This window comes from Hydrogenophaga aromaticivorans, assembly GCF_013387465.1.
GTDB classification, from domain to species: Bacteria; Pseudomonadota; Gammaproteobacteria; order Burkholderiales; family Burkholderiaceae_C; genus Hydrogenophaga; species Hydrogenophaga aromaticivorans.
This window is the reverse complement of record NZ_VYGV01000016.1, coordinates 580,905-600,293: the sequence shown is the minus strand read 5'-3', so window position 1 is coordinate 600,293 and position 19,389 is coordinate 580,905. Positions and strand designations below refer to the sequence as shown.

The following is a 19,389-nucleotide window of genomic DNA, read 5'->3' as shown; positions in this document are numbered from 1 at the left end:
GGCCAGGGCACGCACGCCGGAGGAGCATAGGAACAAGCGAGGGGGAGTTCATCCCAGGGCACCGCGGAACCGGCTTTGCCGGGCCGCCAGTGCCGCCCCCAGGGGGTGACGCCGAAGGCGGCGCGGGGGGAATCGATCCCTGCGGCGCGGGGGGTTACGTTAAACGTCGGTCGGCCACTTCCAGCAAGCCGTCAAAGATCAGGCTGTCGACCAGCTCGAAGGGGATGGACATGCTGGGCGCCATCTTCCAGCCGGCGCCACCGGTCATGTAGGCCACGGGCGGTTCGCCGCAGTGGCGCTGCAGGTTCTCCACCATGCGTTGCACCGCGCCCGCGATGGCAAACGTGCCGCCGCTGGTGAGCGCGTCGCTGGTGTTGGTGGGAAAGTCACGCACTTCGCCGGTGGGCACGTGCAGACCGGCCGTGCCGGACTCCAGCGCGCGCAGCATGATGCCGTGGCCCGGCAGGATGATGCCGCCGAGAAACCGGCCCTCGGTGTCGATGGCCTCCACGGTCACAGCGGTGCCCACCATCACCACCACACACGGCCGAGCAGGTCCTTGCGAGAGCAGGCGCTGGCGCGCGCCGATCATGGCGACCCAGCGGTCGGAGCCGAGCCGCGCAGGGTGGTCGTAGCCATTGACCAGGCCCGCCTCCTCGCTGCTGGAAATCACCCACTGCGGACTCACATCCCACAGTTCCAGCTGTTCCTGCACGCGCTGCTTGACCGCGTCACCGGCCACGATGCAGCCGACCACCCAGCTGGGCGCCGGCAGATCGCTCCAGTCGCCATCGGCCAGTTTTTCAATGTTCTCCAGGAACTGGGCGCCGTGCGCCAGCAAACGGGCACCCACGCGAGGGGCGTCGTACAGCGCCCATTTCAGACGGGTGTTCCCAACATCCAGGGCCAGAAAAGTCATGGGCGCATTATGACCAAGCGCGAACACCGCTCATGCGGCATCGCACCATGGGGCAAAGTCCAGCCACGAAAGACGCTCGGCCGTTCAGATCAGGCCGATCCAGCAGGCCCGCTGCACGGCGGCGAGCTTGTTGTCGGTCTGCAGTTTGGCCATGGCATTGGCCAGGTGGTAATTCACCGTGCGCTCGGAACAGTCCATGCGCAACGCGGTCTCGCGCGCGGTCAGGCCCTCGAAGGCCAGGTTCAGGCTTTCCTGCTCGCGCGGGCTCAGGCAGAGCCGCTGTTCGGCAATGGCACGTCGGAGCATGGGCCAGATGTTGAAGGCCGACCAAGCCAGCTCGGCGGCCTCGGACCGCCCGGCAAAGGCCCGCGGGCTGAACATGAAACATTCGAACGTTCGCCCTGCCGGCAGGCTGAACGCAACGCGCACCAGCGTGCGGTGGCCGTGGGCCAGCCACAGACGGCGCCAGCGGCCGGCCTGCTCGGCGTAAGCCGATTTGGAGATGTCCTGCCAGGCCACCAGGGGTGCATCGCTGTCGCGCCAGCCGGCACCAAAATCGCTGCTCTCCGCCAGTGCCTGTGCAGCCCCCAGCAAGCGGGGCGGATGCACCGCCAGCACCTGGCGGTCTTCCCGTCCGCCCAAGGGATTGGGACCGAGCACCACCACCGCGTCCACACCCTGGTCAGCCAGCGCACAGATCCAGTCCGCGAGGATCGCATCCACACTCACACTGTCAAAGTTGACAGGCAGGGTCATGATTGAAAGCCCTTCCCAGCATGGACAATCGGGCCACACCGCACCTGCCCTCTGCGAGGGAGTGAATGCGGATGCTGCAAGGAGAACATGTTGTCGTTGGATCGTTTGTGGGTTCACAGTGCCAGAGCCCGGCTTTGGCGCTGGCTGTTGGGCGAGTTCGTCCATGCCCCTATCGAGCCTATTTTGCACCCATCGGCCACCCGGCTTCGATGGGCCGGTTTCTCGGTATTTTTTGGCAATCTGATTTTTTACGCGATCTGGACGGTTGTCGTGCGGCAACCCTATGAGAGCCTGTTCCTGAGGATCGTTGCCGCCTGTTCGGGGGCCCTGCTGTTCTTGCCCATCATCTCGCGAGACGCCAGCTCTTACCGGGGCGCCTGGCTGTATTCCGCCGTCTGCTGGCTGGTCATGCCCGTTTTCTTCTTCTGGATGTACTGGATGAATGGCGGCAATGCGGTCTGGCTCGCCAGCATCAGCGCCATGTTCCTCATCTATTACCACATGACCGACTGGCGGCTGGCCACGGTGGGCAGCACGACAGGCGCCCTGCTCAGTTGGCTGGTCTTCAACGCACTGCGCGCACCCGTCGAAGCATCAGCCAGTTTCTCCATTGAGAACCTGGTGGTGATCGGCTTTGCCTGGGGCACCGCTTTTGTGCTGGGCTTCTCGAGCGCCAACCTGCGCCGCACCCGTCTGATCAACACCCTGAGCACCATGGCCGTGATGGCGCACGAGCTGCGCACGCCCTTGGCCACGGTGGACCTGCTGGGCGACGTGCTGCGCAACCAGGCCCAGCACGAGATGCCCGAACAAAAGCAGAAGAAGATCGAAGACCTCGCGACCCGTCTGCAAAACCTGGTGCGCAGCATGAACCGGCAGATCGACACCCAGATCTCCAACGCCCAGTTGCTGCGCCTGCCCAACGAGAAGTCCCCCGTCCATGCGGCGGAACTGGTGCGGGATGTGGTGGCCAACTACCCCTACCGTTCCTCGCATGAACGGGATTGTGTGGAGGTGTTTGTTCAGCAGGACTTCTGCTTCATGGGTTCGCGGGCCCTGTTTTCACAGCTGCTGAGCAACCTGATCAAGAACGCCCTGTATTCGCTGGCGGCGTCCAGCCACGCGTCACATCCCGGTGACCTGCGCATCACGGTGGGCGTGTACCACGGCAAGGGCCGGCTGGCGGTGGCCGACAAAGGCCTGGGCATTCCCCATGAACACCAGCAGCGCATCTTCGAACCTTTTTTCTCCACCCAGACGGGCGTGGGCAGTGGCCTGGGCCTGACCTTCTGCAAGAACGTGGTGGAGACCGCCAAGGGACACATCGGCGTTTTTTCCGAGCCCGGCGAGGGCGCGGTCTTCGTGATCGACCTGCCCCTGCACACCGCCACGGCGCCTGAGCGCGCCCCACCTTCCTGACAAACACCATGGCCCTCAAGCTTCCCCTCTACCACCGTTCGGGCAGCCTGCTGTTCCTGGACGACGACCTCGACTACCTGGAAATGCTGGGCATGGTGCTGCCCAGCCACCTGCAGGTCGAGCTCTACTGCCGCCCTTCGGGTTTTGGCGAGCGCATGCGCGACGAGCCCGCCCGCTGGGAGGCCGACGCCGGCATGCACCTGCAGATGATCGAACGCTGGCGACGCGGACAGGCCCTCATTCCCCAGGTGCTGCGCTACTGGGCCGCCAGCACCGCCCGCTACCAGCTCGCCCAGGTCTGCGTGGTGGACTACGCCATGCCCGGCACCGATGGTCTGAAAGTGCTCACCACGCTGCTGGACTGGCCCGGCGCACGCGTGCTGCTCACCGGGCAGGCCGACGAGCAGGTCGCCATTCAGGCGTTCAACAGCGGCCTCATCGACCAGTTCATCCCCAAGCAGACCGCCGACATCACCGGTCGACTGCTGACGGCCCTGGCGAAACTGATCCACGCCCCGCACCCCCGGCTCAACACGCTCTGGCGCGCCGTCCTCAATCCCTCACAGCAATCGCTGCTGCAGGTTCCGTCGATCGCCACCGCGCTCAAGGCCTACGCCGTGAAGCACTGGATCGAGTACGTGGTTCTGGGCGAGCCGTTCGGTCTGCTCGGCCTGGATGTGTCCGGCCGCTGCGAGTGGCTGCAACTGGAACCGACCAACGGACTGCCCGATCTGGCAGAACTGGCCACCTCCGCGGGTCTCGGTTTTGACGTGGCGCGCGCCGTTGGCGAGGGGCGTCTGCTGCCCGCGGTGGAGCTGCACCAGCAACTGGGTCTGCATGGCGCCATCCGCACCGCGCTCTCCTTAAATGTGGGCGACGATGGACTGCTCAAGGCGGCGAGTTTCAAGCTGGCAGAGGCCGACCTGCCGCAGTCCATCTACCCGTACCACAACTTCCTGGATGTCCAGGGTGCGCGCAAGATTCAGGACGCCTGAGTGGCCGCGCCCCGGGCTCGCCGCGCGACCGGCCAGTCCCAGGGCTTGACCAGCGGCGCGATCTCGCGCGCCGCCTCGGCGACGTGGTCCAGCTCGGCGTCGGTCAGTGCCGCGCTCAAGGTCAGTCGCACGATGGAACGGTTGCGCGCCGTGGCGGGGGCGCAGAAGACCGCACCAAAGATGCCCCGTTCTTCCAGCAGGTCCCGCAGCACCAGCGTGTCCGGCTCGGGCCCCGCTTCCAGGGCGATGATCTGCTCGGTGCCCTGGTGCACCGGAAACCCCTGGTCGATGAAGTCCTGGCGCATCCTGAGCGAGTGGCGATGCAGACGCTCACGCTCGGCATCGCAGCCCTTGATCACATCCAGGGTGGCATTGAGCGCGGCCACTTCGTGCGGCAACAGGCACGAACTGAAGATGTTGTGGTGGCTGGTGCTCAGGATGTAGTTGCGCAGGCCGGTCGGTATGTTGAAGTACCCCGCGCGCCCGGCAAACGCCTTGGCCAGGCTGGCCGTGATGAAGTGCACCCGGCTGGAGAGCCCCAGTTCGACACACAGACCGGCCCCGCCAGGCCCGTGCGTGCCGAGCGAGTGCGACTCGTCCACCAGGATCATGCAGCCGCCCGCTTCGGCCAGGTCCACCAGGTCCGTCAAGGGCGCCACGGACCCGGTGGTGCTGTAGACCGAATCCACCACCACGAGACCACCCCCATGTTTGCCGATCAGGCGGCGCAGGTGATCCACATCGTTGTGCCGGAACGGATGGGTCGGGGCATTCGCCCGGCGTGCGCCTTCCCAGAGCGAGGTGTGGGCCAGCATGTCGATGTAGACCGGCGTCTGTTCGTCCGCGATGCACTGGAGCAGGCCCACGTTGGCCGCATAACCGGATTGGCACAACACCCCGTCGTCCTTGCCGATCCATGCGGCCATCTTCTTTTCAAACGCGCGCACGGGGTGGCTCTCCAGCAGGAACGAGCCAGACTGGATGACGAACTCCCCATCCTGACGAATCGCCGCCACTTGCGCAGCGACGATGGCCGGATGTCCCGTCACGCTCAGGTAGTCGTTGCTGTTCAGGCGGACCGCATTCGATCCCGGGTCGCGTCCGTGGACCAGCGATCGGCCGCCCCATTGCTGGTTCCAGCGCTGAATGAAATCGCGCTCGATGCGATCGCAAAGGTGGGCCGAGAAGGCCGGGTTGATGGCCGTTGGGGTGCGGGTGAGCTCAAGCGTTTCCATGGGGATATCCTTTCGAGAAAGAAAATCCCATTGAAAAAAGAAATGTGTGACGAACGGCACGACACCTGTCAGGTCTGACAGGTCTTGTTACGCTTTTTTCTCAAGTTTGATGGAGATCTGCCGACCAGCGGTCGCATCCCACCCACCGCCGCACCCGGGCAGCTGCCGTGCAACGGTCGGGGTCAGTTCTGCCGCCAGGGCAGGCCGTGGTGACGCCAACCGCCCTTGAGCCCCCGGTGGGCGTGGGCATCCGGGTCGCCCTCGAAGCCCTCCAGGATGTTGTAGGCCTCGAAGCCCAGCTCGGTCGCGCGCTTGGCCGCCGCGATGGAGCGCACGCCGCTGCGGCACAGCAACACCAGTTTTTTTCCTGGGTCAATGCTGCCCAACTGCTGGTCAAACCCCGGGTTCATCGTCATGCCAGGCCACTGCTTCCAGGCCACCGGCACCGCGCCCGGCACGAACCCGACCCATTCGCGCTCGGCGTCGCTGCGCACGTCCACCAGCACCGCCTCGCCGGCCTGCACCCACTGCCACGCCAGCTGCGGCGAGACATCGCCCGCGTAGCTGCCCTGGTGCGCCGCCGCCACCGGGCGGGGCTGCAGCAGCAACGCGCCATCCACATCGTGGCGCAGGCCCGAACTGAGGTTGGCCGGCACGGCCTCGTCGATGCGCCGCGGCTTGGGCAACTGCAAGGCCTCCATGATCGCGACGAACTCCGCCTCGCTCTTGCCCGCCACGCGGGCGTTGCCTTTCTTTTCCTGACCGATCGTGGAATGCGTGCGGCCCTGGTAGTCGTGGCCGGGCCAGACGGTGGTGGCATCGGGCAAGGCAAACAGCACCTCGGTCAGGCTGCGGTACAGGTCGCTCGCGCTGCCGGACTGGAAGTCGGTGCGACCGCAGCCGTTGATGAGCAGGGTGTCGCCGGTGAAGACGTGGTCGCGCCACACGTAGCTCATGCTGCCGGCGGTGTGACCCGGGGTGTGCAGGGCCTGCAGGCGCTCCCCGCCAAACGGCAACGTGTCACCGTGTTGCAGCTGCATGCCCGCGGTGCCGATGCCGCAGCCTTGCGGCGCGGCCGTGCGGGCACCGGCCAGTTCGGCCAGTTGGCCGGCGCTGGTGATGTGGTCGGCGTGGGCGTGGGTCTCCACCGTCCAGACCAGCTTCAGGCCGTACTCGCGCAGAACGGCCAGGTCGCGCTCGATCTGCTCGTCCACCGGGTCGATGATGAGCGCATCGCGCGTGACCTGGTCAAACAGCACATAGGTGTAGGTGCTGGAAGCGGGGTCAAACAGCTGGATCGGTTTCATGGAAATCTCCTGGGGTTCTGAACCACAGTGGGGTCAGGAAAAGCGCGCCAGCATGTCGGCCACGTCGTCTGCCGGCAGGTCACCCTGTGCAATGACACAGCCGACCATGGTGAAAAAGGTCTTGTCCAGCGCCTTGCGCGCCGCCGCCAGCTGCTGGGCCACTTTCTCGCAGTCGGCGTCGGTTTCAAGCAGCTTCTGGATCCCGCGCAGCTGGCCCTCGACACGCTTGAGTCGGAGCACCAGGGCGCGTTTGCGTTCGGGATCGTGGACGGTTGTCATGTCGGTTCCTGTGGAAAACGGGGTTTTCGCCCCCCGGGGCCGCATCACCGCATGGCCCTGCACATACCCCAACAAGTATTGTAGTGAGCACCATCCCGCCCCTCGCCAAGGGGGGGCATTCTGGCGCGACCCCCTCAAGACCGACCTGCTCCGGCCCCAGAAATCCTTGTGAAATCAAGTCCTTTGCGTCACGCACACGACAACCGTTGGTGGAAACCCTGCAGCACGTCGCGGGTGCACGGCGCATGATGAAACGCCTTTTTACAACCACTGGAGACATTCGATGAGCGAGAAAAAGCCTGCCCCTTCACGCCGCAACATGATCAAAGGTGCGGCCGTTGCTGCGGGTGCCCTGTCGGTGCCCATGATCGCCACGGCGCAAACGACCAGCCTGCGCTTTCAGAGCACCTGGCCGTCGAAGGACATCTTTCACGAATACGCCACCGACTTCGCCAAGAAGGTCAATGACATGGCCGGTGGCAAGCTGAAGATCGAGGTGCTGCCCGCCGGTGCGGTGGTACCGGCCTTCCAGTTGCTGGAGGCGGTGGCCAAAGGCACGCTGGACGGCGGCCATGGCGTGGTGGCCTACCACTACGGCAAGAACTCGGCCCTGGCCCTGTGGGGCTCCGGCCCGGCCTTCGGCATGGACCCCAACATGCTGCTGGCCTGGCACAACTACGGCGGCGGCAAGGCCCTGCTGGAAGAGATCTACAAGAGCCTGAGCCTGGACGTGGTGTCCTACCTGTATGGCCCCATGCCAACCCAGCCCTTCGGCTGGTTCAAGAAGCCGATCGCCAAAGCCGACGACCTCAAGGGCGTGAAGTTCCGCACCGTGGGCCTGGCGGTGGACATGTACACCGACATGGGCGCAGCGGTAAACCCCCTGCCTGGCGGCGAGATCGTGCCCGCACTGGACCGCGGCCTGATCGATGGCGCCGAATTCAACAACGCGTCGTCCGACAAGCTGCTGGGGTTCCCCGATGTGAGCAAGAACTGCATGCTGCAGAGCTTCCACCAGAGCGGCGAGCAGTTCGAGATCCTGTTCAACAAGGGCAAGCTCGCGGCGTTGCCCACCGAACTCAAGGCCATCATCGACTATGCGGTGCAGGCGGCCAGCGCCGACATGAGCTGGAAAGCGATCCAGCGCAACTCGGAGGACTACATCGAGCTGAAGAAACAGGGCGTGAAGTTCTACAAGACCCCCGACGCCATCCTGCGCGCGCAGCTCGCGGCCTGGGACAAGATCATGGCCAAGAAGGGAGGCGAGAACCCGCTGTTCAAGAAGGTGCTCGACAGCCAGCGCGCCTTTGCCCAGCGTGCCGGCCAGTGGCAGAACGACTACACGGTCGACTTCAAGATGGCCTACAACCACTATTTCGGTAAGGGTGCAAAAAAGAGCTGATCCTTTGCGGGTGCACAGGGGCGCCATCGGCGCCCCTTTCTCTTTCTGTTGGAACACACGATGCAACAATTTCTGTGGACGGTGGACCGCCTTTCGACCGGATTCGGCAAGCTCTGTGCCTGGGCGGTGGTGGGGCTCACCCTGCTGATCAGCTGGGAAGTGTTTTCGCGCTACGTGCTCAACACACCGCACGCCTGGGTGCTGGACGCGCAGATCATGCTGTACGGCCTGCTCTTCATGACCGCTGGCGCCTACACCCTGGCCAAGAACGGCCATGTGCGCGGCGATGTGCTGTACGGTTTCTTCGAGCCACGCACCCAGGCGTCCATCGACCTGGCGCTGTACATCGTGTTCTTCCTGCCCGGCATCGTGGCGCTGACCTGGGCCGGCTGGACTTTCGCCAACGACTCGCTGGCGATCCGCGAACAGACCTTCAACGCCGACCCGTTGCCGATCTACCCCTTCAAGTTCGTGGTGCCCGTGGCCGGTGCCATGCTGCTGCTGCAGGGGCTGGTGGAGATCCTGCGCTGCGTGATCTGCCTGAAAACGGGCGTGTGGCCGACGCGCGAAGAGGACGTGGAAGAAGTCGATGTGGACAAGCTCAAGGAGATGGTCCATGTCAAAGACAGTGACATCGAAAGCCTGGACCGCCTGATCAGCCAGAAAGGTGGCCAGCCATGAAGGCTCGCAAGGAACTCTGGTTTGGCTTCGGGCTGATGGGCCTGATCCTGGCGGGCGTGCTGGCCATGGTGATCAGCGCACCGACCATGACCAACGGCCACTATGGCCTGCTCATGCTCTCGCTGGTGGTCGTGGCCATCATGCTCGGCTTTCCCACCGCGTTCACGCTCATGGGCATGGGCATGCTGTTCGCGTTTTTCGCCTACCACTCGGGCGACCAGACCTCGGCGGGAGCGATCCGGCAGACGCTGGACCTGATGGTGCAGCGCGCGTTTTCGGTGATGAGCAACGACGTGCTGATCTCGATCCCGCTGTTCGTCTTCATGGGCTACCTGGTCGAGCGCGCCAACCTGATCGAGAAGCTGTTCCACAGCCTGCACCTGTCGCTGGCACGGGTGCCCGGCTCGCTCGCAGTGGCCACGCTCGTGACCTGCGCGATCTTCGCCACCGCCACCGGCATCGTGGGCGCGGTGGTCACGCTCATGGGCCTGCTGGCCATGCCGCAGATGCTGCGCGCCGGCTACGACGTTCGGCTGACGGCGGGCTCCATCACCGCCGGCGGCTGCCTGGGCATCCTGATCCCGCCCTCGGTGCTGCTCATCGTCTACGGCGCCACCGCGGGCGTGTCGGTCGTCAAGCTCTACGCTGGCGCCTTTTTCCCCGGTCTCATGCTCGCGGGCCTGTACATCCTGTACGTGATCATCGTCGCCAAGGTCAAACCGACCTGGGCACCGCCCTTGAGCGCCGAACAGCGCATCGTGCCGCTGCCCGCCGCCCTCACGCGCATGGGTGCCACGGGCAATGGCTGGGCTCTGGGCGGTCTCGTCAAAGGCCTGAAGGGCGCCAACAACCACGGTGTGCCCACCGGCTACATGCTGCGCCAGCTGGGCATCGTGTTGCTGCCCGCCCTGTTGTTCGTCACCGTGGCCGTGCTCAGCTACCAGAGCGCCACGCGGGTGGCGGCGGTGGAAACCTACGAAGAACTGCAGCCCATGGGCGCAGGCGCAGCCCCAGAAGCCTCGGGCGACGATGCGGGCGGCCTGGCCGAACCCCCCGTCGAAGAGGAGGGCCTGAGTGAGCCCCCCTCCGCCGATGACGACTTGGCCGAGCCACCTGGCGCCGACAGCGATGCCGTGGCCCTGCCCCCAGGTGCCGAGGCAGACACCCCCGAACCACCTGCCGACAACCTGGCCCTGCCTCCGGGCGCCGAGCCGGCCGCACCGACGGCGTCGGGCACCGAGCCGGCGGCCACCACCCAGTCCGCCTCGCAAGGCTACTGGATCGGCCTGGGCGTGGGCGCGCTGGCGCTCGCGGTCTTCTACGGCATCCTGAGTTACGCGCGGCTCGAAATCTTCAAGATGCTGCTGTCCAGCTTCTTCCCGTTGCTGGTCCTCATCATGTCGGTGCTGGGCTCGATCGTGTTTGGCCTGGCCACGCCCACCGAGGCGGCGGCGGTGGGCGCGCTCGGCGGCTTCCTGCTGGCCGCCGCCTACCGGCAGCTCACCTTCAGCGTGGTGAAGGAAAGCGTGTTCCTCACCGCCAAGACCAGCGCCATGGTGTGCTGGCTGTTTGTCGGCTCGGCCATCTTCTCGGCCGCGTTTGCATTGCTCGGCGGGCAGGCGCTGGTGGAGCAGTGGGTGCTGGGCATGAACCTCAGCAAGACGGAGTTTCTGATCCTGAGCCAGGTGATCATCTTCGTCCTCGGCTGGCCGCTGGAGTGGACCGAGATTATCGTGATCTTCATGCCCATCTTCATCCCGCTGCTGGACAACTTCGGGGTGGACCCGCTGTTCTTCGGTCTGCTGGTGGCGCTGAACCTGCAGACCGCGTTCCTCAGCCCGCCTGTGGCCATGAGCGCGTTCTACCTGAAAGGCGTGGCCCCGAAGCACGTGACACTGAACCAGATCTTTGCCGGCATGCTGCCGTTCATGGGCATCCAGGTGCTGGCGATCGTGCTGCTCTACCTGTTCCCGGCCATCGGCATGTGGCTGCCCGAGGTGCTCTACAAATAGGACCATCGTCTGCGCACCCTGACGCCCAGCCTCGACAGGCTGGGCGTCAGGCGCACCGTTTCCGGGCAAATCGGGTTAACATTACGTTTACGTAAACGTCAACTCTAACGGGTTGACGCCGGGTCGTCACTGATGCACCCTGCCTGCCCAACTCCCGGAGACACCATGCCCAGCCCGAGCGACGTTTCACTGCCCTTCCCGGCCGCAGCGGTCCGAGCCGCCAAGGGCAGTCCCTGGCAAGCCTGGCAGATCGAGCCGGCGGGCAATGGCAAAAACGGGAAGAACGGCAAGGGCCCCTCGCTGGCCTCGTTCAACCCGGGCGCCAAACCTTTTTCCGTCGGCAACAAAAACGCCGACCAGGCCGTGCTGCTGTCTCTGGCCCAGGAAATCGACCGGTTGCAGAACCTGTTCTACGCCGACGGCCGCCACAAGCTGCTGGTGGTCCTGCAGGGCACGGACACCTCGGGCAAGGACGGCACCGTGCGCGGCGTGTTCAGCCAGACCAGCCCGTTGGGCGTGCACACCGTGGGCTGGAAAGCGCCCACCGAGCCCGAGCGAGCGCACGACTACCTCTGGCGCATCCACCAGCAGGTGCCGGCCGCCGGGCACATCACGGTCTTCAACCGCAGCCACTACGAAGACGTGCTGGTGCCGGTGGTCAACCAGTGGATCACGCCCGAGCAGACGCGCCAGCGTTATGCCCACATCAACGACTTCGAACGCCTGCTCGCCGAAACCGGCACCGTGATCCTCAAGTGCATGCTGCACATCGGTTTCGACGAGCAGCGCGAGCGCCTGCAGGAGCGCGTCGACGACCCGGACAAGCACTGGAAATTCAGCCTCGGGGACCTGGATGTGCGCAAGCAATGGCCCGACTACCAGCGCGCCTACGAAGACCTGCTCGGTGCCACCAGCACGCCCTGGGCGCCCTGGACCGTGGTGCCCGCCAATTCCAAGACCCACCGCAACCTGATGATCGCCACCCTGGTGCGCGACACGCTCAAGGCGCTGAACCTGCGCTTTCCGCCCGAAGACACGGCCCTCAAGGGCCTGCGCATCGAATAACGACCCACCAGGGCCTGTTCACACTATTTTTCCAAGATGCGTTGCGGATCAAAAAGGCCATGCGCAAGGCGCGAAATGCAGCCGGGGTCGCCCCCCGGCAAGGCTTCGCAACGCCGCGCATGGCCCTTTTGGCCGCAACCCGAAGGGAATGGGCTGGAAACAGCGCCACTCGTCGTTGCACTCCTAGGCCAGACATCCAGTCTGGCCGTCGTCCTGCGCCTAGATTGGCGCTGTTTCCAACCCATTCGCACTTGGAAAGATAGTGTGAACAGGCCCTAGACCCGCCCGAGAGACAAGACCATGACAGACCTTTCCGCCGACTTCAAGGCCCTGGCCAGCTACCGCCCCACCAACAAGGTGCGCTTCGTCACCGCCGCCAGCCTGTTTGACGGCCACGACGCCGCCATCAACATCATGCGCCGCATCCTGCAGGGCATGGGCACCGAGGTGATCCACCTCGGGCACAACCGCTCGGTCGACGAGGTGGTCACCGCCGCGCTGCAGGAAGACGCGCAGGGCATCGCCATCAGTTCCTACCAGGGCGGTCACGTCGAATATTTCAAGTACATGGTGGACCTGCTCAAGCAACGCGGCGGCGAGCACATCCAGGTGTTCGGTGGCGGCGGCGGCGTGATCGTGCCGGCCGAAATCCGCGAGCTGCACAGCTACGGCGTGGGCCGCATCTACAGCCCGGAAGACGGCCAGCGCATGGGCCTGCAGGGCATGATCGGCGAGATGGTCATGCGTTGCGACCAGGACATCAGCGGCTACGCACCCAAGGCCCTCGAAGCCATCCAGGGCCACCACGAAATGAACTGGCGCGCGCTGGCGCAGCTGATCACGGCGCTGGAGAACGACAAGGCGGACGCGCCCCTGGTCGAGGCCGTACGCAAGGACGCGGCAGGCCGTCAAGTGCCCGTGCTCGGCATCACCGGCACCGGCGGCGCGGGCAAGTCCAGCCTCACCGACGAGCTCATCCGCCGCTTTCGGCTCGACCAGGACGACGCGCTGCGCATCGCCGTGATCTCCATCGACCCCTCGCGCCGCAAGAGCGGCGGCGCGCTGCTGGGCGACCGCATCCGCATGAACGCCATCGGCCCGTGGCAGAAAGGCCAGCGCGTCTACATGCGCAGCCTGGCCACGCGCGACACCAGCAGCGAGATCAGCGCCGCCCTGCCCGACGTGGTGGCGGCCTGCAAGGTGGCGGGCTTCGACCTGATCGTGGTCGAGACCTCAGGGATCGGCCAGGGCGACGCCGCCATCGTGCCGCACGTGGACGTGCCCATGTACGTGATGACCCCCGAGTTCGGCGCCGCCAGCCAGCTGGAAAAAATCGACATGCTGGACTTCGCCGAGTTCGTGGCGATCAACAAGTTCGACCGCAAGGGCGCGGCCGACGCGCTGCGGGACGTCGCCAAGCAGGTGCAGCGCAACCGCGAGGCCTTCACCGTCATGCCCGACCAGATGCCAGTGTTCGGCACCATGGCCGCGCGCTTCAACGACGACGGCGTGACCGCGCTCTACCAGGCGCTCAAGGCGCGCCTGACCGAACTCGGTCTGCCGATGACGGAAGGCATCCTGCCCCGGGTCCACGTGCGCCACAGCACCAACCAGACGCCCATCGTGCCGCCCGCGCGCACGCGCTACCTGGCCGAGATCAGCGACACGGTGCGCGGCTACAAGAAAAAGGCCCGCGAGCAGGCCCGGATCGCACGCGAGATCCAGCAGCTGCGGGCCGCAGCGTCCATGCTGACCGTGGACAAGCCCAACCGCCCCAAAGCCGCCGAAGCCGCCATCGACCTCGCCCAGGCGCGCGAGCTGCAGCAGGAACCGGCTGCGCGCAAGCTGCTCACCCAGTGGCCCGACATGCAGAAGGCCTACGCCGGCGACGAATACGTGGTGAAGATCCGCGACAAGGAAATCCGCACCGCGCTCACCACCAAGAGCCTCTCGGGCACCACCATCCGCAAGGTGGCCCTGCCGCAATACGAAGACCACGGCGAGATCCTCAAGTGGCTGATGCTCGACAACGTGCCGGGCAGCTTCCCCTTCACCGCCGGCACCTTCGCCTTCAAGCGCGAAGGGGAAGACCCGACCCGCATGTTCGCGGGCGAGGGCGATGCCTTCCGCACCAACCGCCGCTTCAAGCTGCTGTCCGAAGGCATGCCCGCCAAGCGCCTGTCCACCGCCTTCGACTCGGTCACGCTGTACGGCAACGACCCCGATCCGCGCCCCGACATCTACGGCAAAGTCGGCAACTCGGGCGTGAGCATCGCCACGCTGGACGACATGAAGGTGCTCTACGGCGGCTTCGATCTCTGCCACCCGGCCACTTCGGTCTCCATGACCATCAACGGGCCGGCACCCAGCATCCTGGCGATGTTCATGAACACCGCCATCGACCAGAGCCTGCACAAGTTCCGCACCGACAACGGTCGCGATCCCACCGACGACGAAACCCAGAAGATCCGCGCCTGGACGCTGGCCAACGTGCGCGGCACGGTGCAGGCCGACATCCTGAAGGAAGACCAGGGCCAGAACACCTGCATCTTCAGCACCGAGTTCTCGCTCAAGGTCATGGGCGACATCGCCGAGTACTTCGTGCACCACGACGTGCGCAACTTCTACTCGGTGTCGATCAGCGGGTACCACATCGCTGAAGCCGGCGCCAACCCGCTCAGCCAGCTGGCGTTCACGCTGTCCAACGGCTTCACCTTCGTCGAAGCCTACCTGGCGCGTGGCATGCACATCGACGACTTCGCGCCCAACCTGAGCTTCTTCTTCAGCAACGGCATGGACCCGGAGTACACCGTGCTGGGCCGCGTCGCACGCCGCATTTGGGCGGTGGCGATGAAGGAACGTTACGGCGCCAACGAGCGCAGCCAGAAACTAAAGTACCACGTGCAGACCAGCGGCCGCAGCCTGCACGCGCAGGAAATCCAGTTCAACGACATCCGCACCACGCTGCAGGCACTGATCGCGATCTACGACAACTGCAACTCGCTGCACACCAACGCGTTCGACGAGGCCATCACCACACCCACTGAAGAATCGGTGCGCCGCGCGATGGCGATCCAGCTCATCATCAACCGCGAGTGGGGTCTGGCGAAGAACGAGAACCCCAACCAGGGTGCCTTCATCATCGACGAGCTGACCGAGCTGGTCGAGGAGGCCGTGCTGAGCGAATTCGAGAAGATCGCCGAACGCGGCGGCGTGCTCGGTGCCATGGAGACCGGCTACCAGCGCAGCAAGATCCAGGAAGAGAGCATGCACTACGAGATGCTCAAGCACACCGGCGAGTACCCCATCATCGGCGTCAACACCTTCCGCAACCCGCAGGGCGACCAGACGCCCGAGAGCATCGAACTGGCGCGATCGACCGACGAAGAAAAACAGTCGCAGCTGCAGCGTCTGCTCGACTTCCACGACCGCCACGCGGCCGAAGCGCCGGCCCAGCTCGCGCGGCTGAAGCAGGCGGTGATCGAGAACAAGAATGTGTTCGAGGTGCTGATGGACGCGGTGCGCGTGTGCTCGCTGGGCCAGATCACCCACGCGCTGTTCGAGGTCGGTGGCCAGTACCGGCGCAACATGTAGATCCCAGGGGTCTGTGGGGCTGTGGCCGGGATGCGTGCGCCACGGTGAAGGGGGTCGGCGTGCCGGTCGGTCCTGCTAGACTGAATCCAGCGCCACGCGACCCCACCACATGCCAACCTTCACGGGTTCCCAGCCGCCCTCCGCACCGCCGTCCCCTGCCGGGCGCACACCTGCTCCACCGGCGGAAACCGGGCCAGCTTCCGAGCGGCAGCTCCTGCACTGGCTGACCGCGTCGACCATCGTTCTGCTGCTGGTGGGCACCATCGCCTTTGCCTGGAAGGAACGCCAGCGCACGCTGGACGAAGCGGGTGACGTGGCGACCCGCCGGGTCACCCGGCTGGTCAAAGATGTCGAGCAGTCCCTGGCCGTGGCCCGCAAGGCCATCGAACAGGCCGAGACCCGGCTGCGGTTGCGTGCACCGGACGGCCCCCCGGACGCCTGGCTGGGCGAGGCGGCAGCCGACCGCGCCGCCCTGCTCTCCACCCTGCCGCTGCCGTTTGAGCTGCATGCGCTGGACCGGGACGGTCACGCCAACGACCTGGTGGCCTTCGGCTCGAACCCGTCACCCAGGGCCATGCCGCCGATACAGCACGACGTCACGTCGCTCCCCCCGGACCGGTGGCATGTGGGCCTCACCCAGGGCCCCCCGCACAACCGCGTGATCCCGCTGATCTGGAAAGCGGCGCCCAACGGCCACGGCATCACCGCCTACGGCGCCGACATCGCCTTCACCCCCCTGCTCAGCCGGCTGGAGGCCGAACGCGCGCCCAACGGCGGCGGCGTGGCCCTGTTCCGCCTGGAGCCCGATGGCGGCGCCACCGTGCTGGCGCGCGCGCCGTATGTCGAAGACCACCTGGGACAAGCCGTCGACCCGGCCCTGGCGCAATTGCTCGCGCGCAACAGACACGGCGTTTTCGACACCGTCGGACAGCTCGATGGCGTTGCACGCCGGGTCGCGTTCCAGCAGCTGAACAACGGCGCCGAACAGCTGGTCATCGTCTACGGCATCCCGACCACCACCGTGCTGGCCAGCTGGTATGGCCAGCTGCCATACCTGCTGGGCGCCTGTGCGCTGCTGACGCTGGCCATGGGCTATGGCAGCACCCGGCTGAGCCGTTCGCTGCGCGCCCTGTCCGACAGCGAGCAGCGCTTCCGGCTCGCGGCCGCTTCCGGCCACGTGTGGGACTGGAACGCGCTGACCCGGGTGCTGGATGTGCCGATAGCGATCTGGAATCGCCTGGGATTGAAGCCCCCGCCGCCGGATCGCGCCCTGCAGGTTTTCACCGACCGGCTGCACCCGGACGACAAGGGTCCCATGCGCGAGGCGCTGATCCGGCACCTGCGCGAGCACCAACCCTTTGCCGAAACCTTCCGGTTGCTCGATGCCTGCGGCGCCTACCGCTGGTTTGAAACACAGGGGCAGGCGTCCTGGAACGAAAGCGGCGAGGCCACCTACATGGCGGGCACCGCGTTCGAAGTCACCGAGCGCCGCTCGCTGGAGGAAGCCCAGCGCCAGACCCTGCACCGGCTGGACACTGTGGCCAACGCGTCACCGGCACTCTTCTGGACCAGTGACCAGAACATGCGCTGCGACTGGGTCAACCAGCGCTGGCTGGAGTTCACGGGTCACCGCCTGGAAGAGGAACTGGATGACAACTGGACCGGCAGCCTGCACCCCGACGACCAGGCGCGTTGCCAGGACACCTACGACCGCGCCTTCGAATCGCGCCAACCCTTTTCCACCGAATTCCGCCTGCTCCGCCACGACGGCAGCTACCGCTGGATGCTCGACCAGGGCATTCCCCGGCACGATGCCGATGGCCACTTCCTCGGCTACATCGGCAGCTGCGTGGACCTGACCGATCTCAAGGCGGCCGAGCAGACCGCCCTGCACCAGCGGCAGCTGCTGGAAAAAATCTTCGATGTGTTGCCCGACCTGTTCTTCCTCCTGGACGACGAAGGCACCATCATCGAGCACCTGGCCAGCGCGGAAAGCCTGCTCTACGCCCCACCCGATCAGTTCGTCGGCAAGCGCGTGCACGAAGTCATGCCGCCCGAATTCGTGACCCCGTTCATGAAGAAGGCGATGGAGACCCGGTCCGGCCAGCTCGTGCGCCACGAATACATGCTGCCTCTGCCCGATGGTCCGCACCATTTCGAGGCCCGGCTGGCGCGCCTGCCCGGCAGCGAACAGTTGATGGCGATCGTGCGCGACATCTCCGATCAGAAGCGGCTCGAAAACGAGCGCGAGCGCCTGAACCATTTCGTGGTGCTGCTGTTCGGCCTGGCCAGCCGGTTCATCAACCTGCCGGTGCCGCAGATGGACGCCGCCATCCACGAGGCACTGGGCGACATGGGCCGATTCGTTTCGGCCGACCGGGCCTACCTGTTCGACTACGACTGGGCCGCCCGAACCCGTTCGAACTCCCACGAGTGGTGTGCCGAAGGCATCGCGTCCGGGCGAGCCCACCTGCAGAACCTGCCGCTGGACGGGGACCCGGACTGGGTGGCCACGCACCAGCGCGGCGACGTGATCCACGTGCCCGACGTCGACACCATGCCCGAGGGCGCCTTGAAGGCGGTGCTGCAAGCCCAGGGCATCCGCAGCCTCATCACCCTGCCCTTGATGGGTCCGGATGCCTGCCTGGGCTATGTGGGTCTGGATTCGGTGCGCCTCCAGCACCGCTACGACGACGAAGAAATCGCCCTGCTCAAACTGTTCGCGCAAATGCTGGTCAACCTCAAGCTTCGCGCCGGCGCCGAGGCCCGGATACGCGAGCTGACCGGGCAACTGGAGCAGAAAGTGACCGAGCGCACCGGCCAGCTGGAGGCCAGTGTCAAGCGCCTGCAGGCGGTCAACCGCGAGCTCGAATCCTTCACCTACTCCGCCTCGCACGACCTGCGCACCCCGCTGCGCGGCATCGAGGGTTTCAGCACCCTGCTGCTGGAAGAACACGGCACCCAGCTCGACAACCAGGGCCGCGAGTACCTGCAGCGCATCCAGCGGGCCACCCTGCACATGTCGCAACTCATCAGCGACCTGCTGGCCTACGCCCGTCTGGAACAGATGACCGAACAGGTCGAACCCGTGGTGCTGGCGGAGCTGGTGCAAGAGGTGGTCCTGCCCTTCCAGGACAGTCTGAACGAGCGGCACGGCCAGCTGCAGGTCGCGGTGCCCGATCACCTGCAAGTGCTGGCCGATCCCAATGGGCTGGCCATGGTCCTGCGCAACCTGGTGGACAACGCCCTGAAGTTCACGCCCGCCGACAGGGCGCCGGAGATCCGCATCGAAGCCCACGAGCAGGATGGTGCCGTCCACCTGCAGGTGACCGACCGCGGCATGGGCTTTGACATGAAGCACCACGATCGTGTCTTCGGCATGTTCCAGCGGCTGCACCGGCAGGACCAGATTCCGGGCACGGGGATCGGTCTGGCCATGGCCCACAAGGCCGTCGAACGCATGGGCGGGCGCATCTGGGCCCACAGCACACCGGGCCAGGGCACCACGTTCCACCTCGAACTGCCGCAGGGTTGATGCCGGTGCCCGTGGGGGTATTGAACGCATCTGTAACGGTTACCCATGGATACGTGTTCCGGTTTTGCTCCCGGTGCATGGTGTGGGCGCTTGAACCACCGGGGGTATCGGCCTGCAATTGCTTACAGATACCCACAACCATAAAAGGGGCATCGGCCTATCTTCTGCAACCAGCAGGCCCACCGTCTGC

13 protein-coding genes are annotated in these 19,389 nt (G+C 65.6%); 8 read left to right on the top strand and 5 right to left on the bottom strand.

The window, feature by feature from the left end; genetic code table 11:
- Nucleotides 1-154: 154 nt before the first annotated feature.
- Complete coding sequence (locus F3K02_RS19995) at nucleotides 155-919, bottom strand: type III pantothenate kinase (RefSeq protein WP_177137365.1); 765 nt, start codon at nucleotides 917-919, stop codon at nucleotides 155-157.
- Between the two features lie 84 nt (nucleotides 920-1,003).
- Nucleotides 1,004-1,675, bottom strand: a complete 672-nt coding sequence (locus tag F3K02_RS19990; protein ID WP_177137364.1) for a helix-turn-helix transcriptional regulator — start codon at nucleotides 1,673-1,675, stop codon at nucleotides 1,004-1,006.
- A 270-nt stretch (nucleotides 1,676-1,945) separates the two neighbouring features.
- Here F3K02_RS19990 and F3K02_RS19985 point away from each other — a divergent pair, with 270 nt between their 5' ends.
- On the top strand, nucleotides 1,946-3,094 hold the full coding sequence (locus F3K02_RS19985; RefSeq protein WP_343067120.1) for a sensor histidine kinase: 1,149 nt from the start codon (nucleotides 1,946-1,948) through the stop codon (nucleotides 3,092-3,094).
- Between the two features lie 8 nt (nucleotides 3,095-3,102).
- The gene (locus tag F3K02_RS19980; protein WP_177137363.1) at nucleotides 3,103-4,089 is read left to right on the top strand and encodes a response regulator; all 987 of its coding nucleotides are present in this window, start codon (nucleotides 3,103-3,105) and stop codon (nucleotides 4,087-4,089) included.
- On the opposite strand, the gene cqsA is transcribed toward F3K02_RS19980, so the two are convergent.
- From cqsA to F3K02_RS19965, 3 genes are all read right to left on the bottom strand, one after another.
- A complete protein-coding gene (gene cqsA, locus F3K02_RS19975; protein ID WP_177137362.1) occupies nucleotides 4,077-5,324 on the bottom strand; it encodes an alpha-hydroxyketone-type quorum-sensing autoinducer synthase in 1,248 nt (415 codons plus the stop codon). The two genes, F3K02_RS19980 and cqsA, sit on opposite strands and share 13 nt — an antisense overlap.
- Nucleotides 5,325-5,506: 182 nt before the next feature.
- Nucleotides 5,507-6,631: an MBL fold metallo-hydrolase gene (locus F3K02_RS19970; protein ID WP_177137361.1), complete on the bottom strand. Its 1,125-nt coding sequence runs from the start codon at nucleotides 6,629-6,631 to the stop codon at nucleotides 5,507-5,509.
- A gap of 33 nt (nucleotides 6,632-6,664) precedes the next feature.
- Nucleotides 6,665-6,910 (bottom strand): metal-sensitive transcriptional regulator, encoded by a 246-nt coding sequence (locus F3K02_RS19965; RefSeq protein ID WP_177137360.1) that lies wholly within the window; start codon nucleotides 6,908-6,910, stop codon nucleotides 6,665-6,667.
- A 283-nt stretch (nucleotides 6,911-7,193) separates the two neighbouring features.
- Here F3K02_RS19965 and F3K02_RS19960 point away from each other — a divergent pair, with 283 nt between their 5' ends.
- The 6 genes from F3K02_RS19960 (at nucleotide 7,194) to F3K02_RS19935 (ending at nucleotide 19,199) form a co-directional block, all read left to right on the top strand.
- Nucleotides 7,194-8,312: a TRAP transporter substrate-binding protein gene (locus tag F3K02_RS19960; protein ID WP_177137359.1), complete on the top strand. Its 1,119-nt coding sequence runs from the start codon at nucleotides 7,194-7,196 to the stop codon at nucleotides 8,310-8,312.
- A gap of 60 nt (nucleotides 8,313-8,372) precedes the next feature.
- Nucleotides 8,373-8,993 (top strand): TRAP transporter small permease subunit, encoded by a 621-nt coding sequence (locus F3K02_RS19955; protein ID WP_177137358.1) that lies wholly within the window; start codon nucleotides 8,373-8,375, stop codon nucleotides 8,991-8,993.
- Entirely contained in the window at nucleotides 8,990-11,005 is a 2,016-nt protein-coding gene (locus F3K02_RS19950; RefSeq protein WP_177137357.1) for a TRAP transporter large permease, read from the top strand. Before F3K02_RS19955 ends, F3K02_RS19950 begins: the two co-directional genes overlap by 4 nt.
- Nucleotides 11,006-11,170: 165 nt before the next feature.
- Nucleotides 11,171-12,070, top strand: a complete 900-nt coding sequence (locus F3K02_RS19945; protein ID WP_177137356.1) for a PPK2 family polyphosphate kinase — start codon at nucleotides 11,171-11,173, stop codon at nucleotides 12,068-12,070.
- Nucleotides 12,071-12,370: 300 nt separating this feature from the next.
- On the top strand, nucleotides 12,371-15,664 hold the full coding sequence (gene icmF, locus F3K02_RS19940; protein WP_177137355.1) for a fused isobutyryl-CoA mutase/GTPase IcmF: 3,294 nt from the start codon (nucleotides 12,371-12,373) through the stop codon (nucleotides 15,662-15,664).
- A gap of 109 nt (nucleotides 15,665-15,773) precedes the next feature.
- Entirely contained in the window at nucleotides 15,774-19,199 is a 3,426-nt protein-coding gene (locus tag F3K02_RS19935; protein WP_177137354.1) for a PAS domain-containing protein, read from the top strand.
- Nucleotides 19,200-19,389 lie beyond the last annotated feature (190 nt).